Origin of the sequence: Embleya scabrispora DSM 41855 (assembly GCF_000372745.1) — a bacterium.
Taxonomy (GTDB): Bacteria; Actinomycetota; Actinomycetes; order Streptomycetales; family Streptomycetaceae; genus Embleya; species Embleya scabrispora.
Genome location: NZ_KB889609.1, coordinates 1 through 6,960, shown reverse-complemented (window position 1 = coordinate 6,960; position 6,960 = coordinate 1). Strand labels below are relative to the sequence as shown.

General features: G+C 71.9%; 5 protein-coding genes. 2 read left to right on the top strand and 3 right to left on the bottom strand.

The features are described from left to right. Positions 1-796: 796 nt before the first annotated feature. Positions 797-2,095 carry a hypothetical protein gene (locus A3IC_RS68550; protein WP_020550293.1) on the top strand — a complete coding sequence of 433 codons (1,299 nt, stop codon included), beginning with the start codon at positions 797-799 and terminating at the stop codon, positions 2,093-2,095. Next, positions 2,092-3,351: an ABC transporter substrate-binding protein gene (locus tag A3IC_RS68545; protein ID WP_020550292.1), complete on the top strand. Its 1,260-nt coding sequence runs from the start codon at positions 2,092-2,094 to the stop codon at positions 3,349-3,351. The genes A3IC_RS68550 and A3IC_RS68545 overlap by 4 nt, the downstream gene beginning before the upstream one ends. Before the next feature lie 326 nt (positions 3,352-3,677). Here A3IC_RS68545 and A3IC_RS0111975 read toward each other — a convergent pair whose 3' ends face one another. The 3 genes from A3IC_RS0111975 to A3IC_RS0111965 all read right to left on the bottom strand — a co-directional run bounded on the left by A3IC_RS0111975 (position 3,678) and on the right by A3IC_RS0111965 (position 6,595). Then, positions 3,678-4,733 (bottom strand): phosphotransferase family protein, encoded by a 1,056-nt coding sequence (locus A3IC_RS0111975; RefSeq protein WP_020550291.1) that lies wholly within the window; start codon positions 4,731-4,733, stop codon positions 3,678-3,680. Continuing rightward, positions 4,730-6,022, bottom strand: a complete 1,293-nt coding sequence (locus A3IC_RS0111970; protein WP_020550290.1) for an acyl-CoA dehydrogenase family protein — start codon at positions 6,020-6,022, stop codon at positions 4,730-4,732. The genes A3IC_RS0111975 and A3IC_RS0111970 overlap by 4 nt, the downstream gene beginning before the upstream one ends. Positions 6,023-6,136: 114 nt before the next feature. Continuing rightward, positions 6,137-6,595 (bottom strand): MarR family winged helix-turn-helix transcriptional regulator, encoded by a 459-nt coding sequence (locus A3IC_RS0111965; protein ID WP_020550289.1) that lies wholly within the window; start codon positions 6,593-6,595, stop codon positions 6,137-6,139. Positions 6,596-6,960 lie beyond the last annotated feature (365 nt).

The following is a 6,960-nucleotide window of genomic DNA, read 5'->3' as shown; positions in this document are numbered from 1 at the left end:
CCCCGGAGCCGCCGAGTTCGGCCGCGTCCCGGCGCGTCAGCGCCCCCGACCCGGCCGAGACCTCGTGATCGACGCGCGAAGCGCGGAGAGCGGCGGAGCCGCAAAGTTTGGACGGTGTGACCCGGAGCGAAGCGGAGGGACACACCGTCACGAGCGAGGGGCCGCTTTTTCTTGGAGGAGCGAAGCGGGGGAAAGAAAAAGTGGTGCCTCGCGAGCCGGCGACGAAGTCGCCCAACAAGAAGCACCGCCGCGTCCGCGACTCGGGCCGCGCACGACCCGCCGCGTCCGCGACTCGGGCCGCCCCTGGTGCGTTGCGTCCGCGACTCCGGCCGTCCCCGGTGCGTTGCACCCGCGACTCCGCCTGCCTCCGGCGCGTCGCTGGCACTGCGGCTCCCGCCCCCGGACACCCCCACTCCCACTCCCACTCCCACTCCCGCGACTCCCGCGACTCCCACAACCCCCACAACCCCCACAACCCCCACAACCCCCACCCCGCCTAGCACGCCCGCCCTCGCCGCCACAAGGGAGAGCACCGTGTGGTAACCGGTCGATTACGCGTCTAACCTGACCGGGTTGCCGAGCGGAACGAGGGGGCGCCCGTTCCATGTCACGCACCACAGCATCGACGTCCGGAAGCACAGCACCGTCGGCCGGAACCAGCGCACCGTCCGCCGGAACCAGTCCGCCGTCCGCCGGAGCCGGCGTACCTTCCGCCGGCTCCGCCTCCGCGGCGGGTGCGCGGTCTTTCGTCAAGCCGGTTCGGGCGTGGTGGCCATCGTCCACGCCGGGGCGGTTGGTGGCGCTGGCGTTGTTGGTGGTCCTCGCTCTGGTTCCGGTGTTCACCCTTTCGGTGTTGATCGCCAACCGGTCCGCAGCGACCGCGGCCGAGTTGAAGGATCGACGGATCCCGGCTGCGCTGGCCCTGGACCAGGCTGCGGCCGCGCTGACCGAGGCCGATCGGGCGACCGCCACGAGCCTGGTGTCGGGCGCGTTCTCGTTGACCGGGCCGGGGCAGGACTATCAGGACGCGGTCAAGCGGGCGAACCAGTTCCTGACCCTGGCCGCCGACCTGCATCGGAGCGATCCCTCCGCCCGAGTTCGGCTCACCGGGGTCAACGCACTGATGGTCGAGTACACGATCATGGTCGGCCTGGCCCAGACCGGCGGTGACGGGCCGCTGTCCCTGGCCAACGTCTTCTATGCCTCGGACCTGCGGCGCTCGATCGTGACCAGCCTGTACGAGCAGCGTCGGGCGGACCTGGCGGACATTCGCGCGGCCCGCTCGACGTGGTGGGTGGGCGCGTACGTGGCGGTTCCCTTCGGCGCGACCGCGTTCGTGGCGCTGGTGCTCGTGCTGGTCGCGCACGCCTATCTGCGCCGTCGCTTCCGCCGCCGGACCAGCCCGCTGTTGCTGCTCGCCGCCGCCGCGTTGGCCGCGCTGATCGCCTGGACGGTGCTGCACGCGCAGAGCACGCACGATCGGCTCGCCGAGGGCGCCGGGCGGCGGGTCGCCGAGCAGTCCGCGCTGTGGCAGGCCCGGACCGCCGTGCACGAGGTGGTCGGCACGGCGGCCCTGGACATCGCCTCCGGTGGTGTCCCGCGCGCGACCGACGTCAAGGCCGGCCTCACCCTGCGGGATCTGGTCGACCCGGTTCCGTCGGCCGCCGAGATCGACGCCGTGCGCTCCGGAGCGGATCCCAGGTTCGGTGGCCTGATCGCCACCGCCCTGGCCGAGGATCGCTCGCTGCCGCTGCGCGAGGCGGGTGTCCGGGCGCTGACCGCGGTGACCGCGCTGCGCACCGCCGCGGAGCGGACCAAGGCCCAGGCACCGCCGGGTGGCACTCGGGACGGCGGCCCGGGGACCGCGCTGCTGACCGGTCGGGCTCCGGACCGGATGTCCGGCGCGGCCGACGACGCACAGACGGCGTTGGCCGAGGCGCTGATCGTGGGCCGCGGGGCGGCCGACGCGGCGCTGAAGGAGGCCGCCGACGACGGGGGGCTCACCCTCGGCGGCCCGCTGACGTGCGTGGCCGCGCTCGTGTTGACCCTCGCGGGATTGCTGATCCGCCGCTTCGAGTACGGGAGACTCCGGTGATCGGAACCGGCAGGCTGAGGTCCGCGTTCGGCGCCCTGCTGTTGGTCGGCGCGGGCTGTGCCCCACTGGCGTGCTCGACCGGCGAGCCGGACCGGGTGGTGCATGTGCTGGGCACCTGGGAGGACGCCGAAAAGGACGCGTTCGAGGCCGTGGTGGCGCCGTTCGAGAAGGACACTGGGATCGACGTGCGCTTCCAGGGCACCCGCGATGTCGCGGCGGTGCTGGCCGGCCGGGTGGAGGAGGGTGATCCGCCGGAGATCGCGGTACTCAGCTCGCCCGGCGACCTGTTGCACTACGCCAAGACGAACAAGCTCGCGTCACTGGACGGGGTCCACCCGGGGTACGCGCCGGAGTGGCTGGCGCCGGGCCGGGTGAACGGGCGGCAGTTGGCGGTGGTGCTCAAGGCCGCGCTCAAGAGCACGATCTGGTTCAACCCGGCCAAGTTCGCTCGGGCGGGGGATCCGTTACCGACCACGTGGGCACAACTCCAGGCCACCACAGCCAAGTTGCGGGCCGCCGGGATCACCCCGTGGTGCATGGGACTGGCCTCCAGCACCACGTCCGGTTGGCCGGGCACCGATTGGATCGAGGATCTCGTGTTGGCCCGCTCGGGCCCGGACATCTACGACGCCTGGGCGAGCGGTCAACTGTCCTGGCGGGCACCGGAGATCCGGGCCGCGTGGCAGGCGTGGGGCGAGTTGCCGCATACGCCGGACACCGTCCCGGGCGGTTCGATCGGTACCCTGCTGACCGGGTTCGACAAGTCGGCCGAGCTGCTGGACCCGCGCGGCGGCTGTGTGTTCGACCACCAGGGCTCGTTCATGTCCGGCAACTACGCGGCCCGTACCCCGCCCGGGGCCCGGCGCGGCTACGACACGTTCGCCTTCCCCGGCTTCGGTACGCCGTCCCCGCGCGAGGTGGCGGGCGACGTCGCGGCGATGTTCCACGCGACCCCGGCCGCCCTGGAACTGCTCAACTACCTTACCGGCACAAAGGCGCAGGAACTGTGGGTACGGTCGGGCACCGCGCTCTCCCCGGACCGCAACGTGTCGCCGAAAGCCTACGGGGACGAGGTGACCCAGGCTCTGGGCGCCGCACTGGCCGGCGCACCCACGATCCGCTTCGACGCGTCCGATCTGATGCCGACCGCGATGCGCAGCGCGTTCCAACGGGCGGTGTCGGCCTACGTGGCCGCTCCCGCGGACCTGGATCGCATCCTGGACGACCTGGATCGGGTGCGGGCCACCGCGTACTGACCGGCTCGGGCGGCAAGCGGAATCGGCCGTCGTCCGGCGCGAGTCGGCCGGCGGTCGTGGTGCGACGGTCGGGTGTCGTCGGGCCGATCGGTCGAGGGCGGCGAACACACGCCCCGGCGGCCCGGGAAGGGACGACGCGGGCCCGCCCCGGCCGGGCCCGCCTCGTCTCGAAGTGTTCGCCACGCTCCCTGGCGAACACCTGCAATCTTGGCCCCTCAACCGGCTACTCATGCGTATCCGGAGTGAAGTTCTTGAGAATTTTACTTTTCTCTGCACAACCATCGAGGTATTCGTCCCGATATTCGGGGTTCGTTCCAGGCGGAACCTCACTCCTCCAGCGTGTCCCGGGCAATGTCGGCCAAACCGGTTACCAGGGACACGACCCTTGTTCGACGCGCACCCGACGCATTCGCTCCGCGACGCAGTGCACCCGCGCAGACGATCGCCAGCTTGATCACCGCGAACGCTTCCCAGAACGGGATATGACGGATGTTCGGCTCGGTGGCCGGGGTCTGCTCGGCGGTCGCGGCGCGGTATTCGGCGACCAGTTCGCGTGCGGTGGGCAACCCGGGGTTGGCGTCCGGCAGATGCCCGCCCCGTTCGGCGAACAGCAGCCGGCCCGCCGGTCCCCAGTACGCGAGCAACTGGCCCAGGTCCGCCTCGGGCGGGCCGAGCGTGGCCATTTCCCAGTCGAGCACCGCCAGCACCCGGTCGGGGCGGGCCCGTTCGTACATCACATTCGCCAGGTTGTAGTCGCCATGCACGATCCGCTCCGGCCCCGCCGCCGGTATCCGCGCGGCGAGCGTGGCCAGCGCCTCGTCCACCGCGGGTGCCGGACCGCTGCCGGAGGCCGCCCACTGGCGCCGCCAGCGGCGCAACTGGCGCACCGGGTACGGCTCCGGCCGGGCGTACCCGGCCAGGCCCACCGCGACCGGGTCCACCGCGTGCAGCACGGCCAGGGTCCGGGCCAGCGCGCGGCCGGCCGCCGCGGCGGTGGGGGCGGGCAACTCCCGTACCGCCTCGGCCCGGGCGTGCACGACCCCGTCCAGCCGATCCATCAGATAGAACGGCGTACCGATCACCGCCGGGTCCGAACACAGCGCGACCATCGGCGCCACCGGCACCGCGCTACCCACCAACGCGGCCTGGAACCGGTATTCGCGGTCCATGTCGTGCGCGGTGGGCAGTCCGCCGCGCGCGGGTGGGGTGCGCAGCACCAGGTCGGCACCACCGCCCCGGACCCGATATGTGGGATTGGACGAGCCGCCGGTCAGCGGTTCGACCCGCGGTTGGACGCCGGGCGCCAACGCGCCGCGCGCCACCGACCACGCGGTGAATGCGCGCAGTTGCGCCGCGCCGAGTGCCGTCGGTGCCGCCGTCACGGCAGGTCCAACCAGGTCGCGTAGCGCTGCTCGGCGTCCGCGCGTCGGGTGGGGATGTGCTCGCTCGGCCAGCCCTCGACCGCGGTGTGGCCGCGCAGCGCGAGTTTGGCGACCTGCGCGACGTGCACCTCGTCCGCTCCATCGGACAACCGGAAGTTGCGCGCGAGGCGGTACATCTCCTCCAACGGCAGATCGGTCGAGTAGCCCAGCGCACCGTGTACCTGGATCGCTCGGTCCACCACGTCGTGCAGCACCTGCGCACCCCAGTACTTGACCTCGGAGACCGCCTGCCGGGCCGCCTTCGGGCCCTCGTGGTCCCAGGTCCACGCGGCCTTGAGGGTCATCAGCCGCAGCGCCTCGATCTCGATCGTGGACTTGGTCACCATCTGCTGCACGAGTTGGTGCTCGGCCAGCAACCGACCGTGCGAGTGCCGGGACAGGGCGCGTTCGCAGAGCATGTCGAAGGCCCGGCGGCACTGGCCGATCCAGCGCATCGTGTGGTGGATCCGGCCGCCGTTGAGCCGCTTCTGGGCGAGCGTGAACGCATCCCCGGGAGCGCCGATCAGGTGTGCGTGCGGCACCCGGCAACCCTCGAACCGGATCTCCGCGTGTCCGCCCAGGTTCGCGGTCGCGGCGCCGTCGTAGGGGTGGTGCATGGTGTGCACGTCGCGCACGATGCGCATCCCCGGGGTGTCCCGTTCGACCACGAACATCGACGCCCGGCGGTGCGGTCGGGCGTCGGGATCGGTGACCGCGAAGACCAGGACGAAGTCGGCGCGACGCGCGTTGGAGGCGAACCACTTGTGCCCGTCGAGCACCCATTCGTCGCCGTCGCGCACCGCCCGGGTCCGGATGCCGGTGGGGTCGGAGCCCGCCGTATGCGGCTCGGTCAGTGAGAACGAACTGGTCAGCCGGCCCGCCAGGAGCGGCCACAACCAACGCTCCTTCTGGGCGTCGGTCGCGCCCACCGCGAGCAGTTCGCTGTTGCCCGAGTCCGGCGCCTGATTGCCGAAGATCGCCGGTGCGGAGGGGGTCCGGCCGAGGATCTCGTGCATCAGGGCCAGCCGTACCTGGCCGAAGCCGCCGCCGCCCAGCGCCGGATCCAGGTGCGCGGCCCACAGGCCGCGGTCCTTGACCGCCTGCCTGAGCGGTTCGGTGACGGCCCGCCAGTTGTCCGCGCTCATCCGGGTTCGGACCAGGTCCAGCGGTTCGATTTCGTCGACCACGAGCCGGCGGATCCAGTCGAGTTCGGCCGCGACGTCCGGGTCGGTGCTGAAGTCCCATGCCATGATCGGACGTTAACCCGGTTAATTAACAGGGTCAATCATCTTGTCGGGTCAGCCGCCCGGCGCGGCCCGCGGAGCCGACCGAGGCCGCGCCCGGTCCGTTGGACGGACCGCGCGTCACTCCGCGTCGAGCGGCCCGCGCAGGTCCGCGACCAATCGCTGCATCCGGTCGGCCAGATCGGTCAGTTCGGCGGCGCTCCAGCCGGCCAACTGCCGGGCCAGCATCGCGTCGTTGGCCGCCACGAACAGCCGGTACGCCTCGCGCCCGTGCTCGGTGGCCTCGAGCAGCGCCACCCGGCCGTCGTCGGGAGCGGTGACCCGGACCAGGTAGCCGCCCTCCTCCAGAATCCGGATCTGCCGACTCAGCGCGGCCGGTTGGATGTCGGCGCGCTCGGCCAGCTCGGTCGGCCGGATCGGGCCGAAGTCGATGATGCGATGCAGCACTCCGATCGCGACCAGGCTGAGCGGCACGCCGGAACGCTCCACGTGCAGGGCGTCCAGCCGGCGGCTGCTCATCAGTCTGCGGATCGAGCTGATCGCCTCGTTGATCCTGCGTCGGCTCTCCACGTCGGTCATGGGCGTCAGCGTAGGGGGCTTGTTGGGCGGCTTGGGTGGGGGGCTGGTGGGGGGCTTGGGTGGGGGTGGGGGTGGGGCGAGCGTGGGTGGCGGGGGTTGTGAGGGGGCGGCGGTGCCGGGCCGGAGTCGTGATGGGGGCGTTGCTTCTTGTTGGGCGACTTCGTCGCCGGCTCGCGAGGGACCGCCTTTTTCTCTCCTCCGCTTCGCTCCTCCGAGAAAAAGGCGGCCCCTCGCTCGGGACTTCGTGTCCCTCCGCTTCGCTCCGGGCCACGAAGTCCAAACTGGCGGCTCCGCCGCTCTCCGCGCTTCGCGCGTCGATCACTTGGGTGGGCGGGGGTCGGGGGCGCTGACGCGCCTGGGGTGGG

What these genes read in the sequence shown, in the direction of transcription:
- A3IC_RS0111970 (WP_020550290.1), bottom strand. Translation starts at nt 6,022, where the DNA reads ATGGCATGGGACTTCAGCACCGACCCGGACGTCGCGGCCGAACTCGAC.
- A3IC_RS0111965 (WP_020550289.1), bottom strand. Translation starts at nt 6,595, where the DNA reads ATGACCGACGTGGAGAGCCGACGCAGGATCAACGAGGCGATCAGCTCG.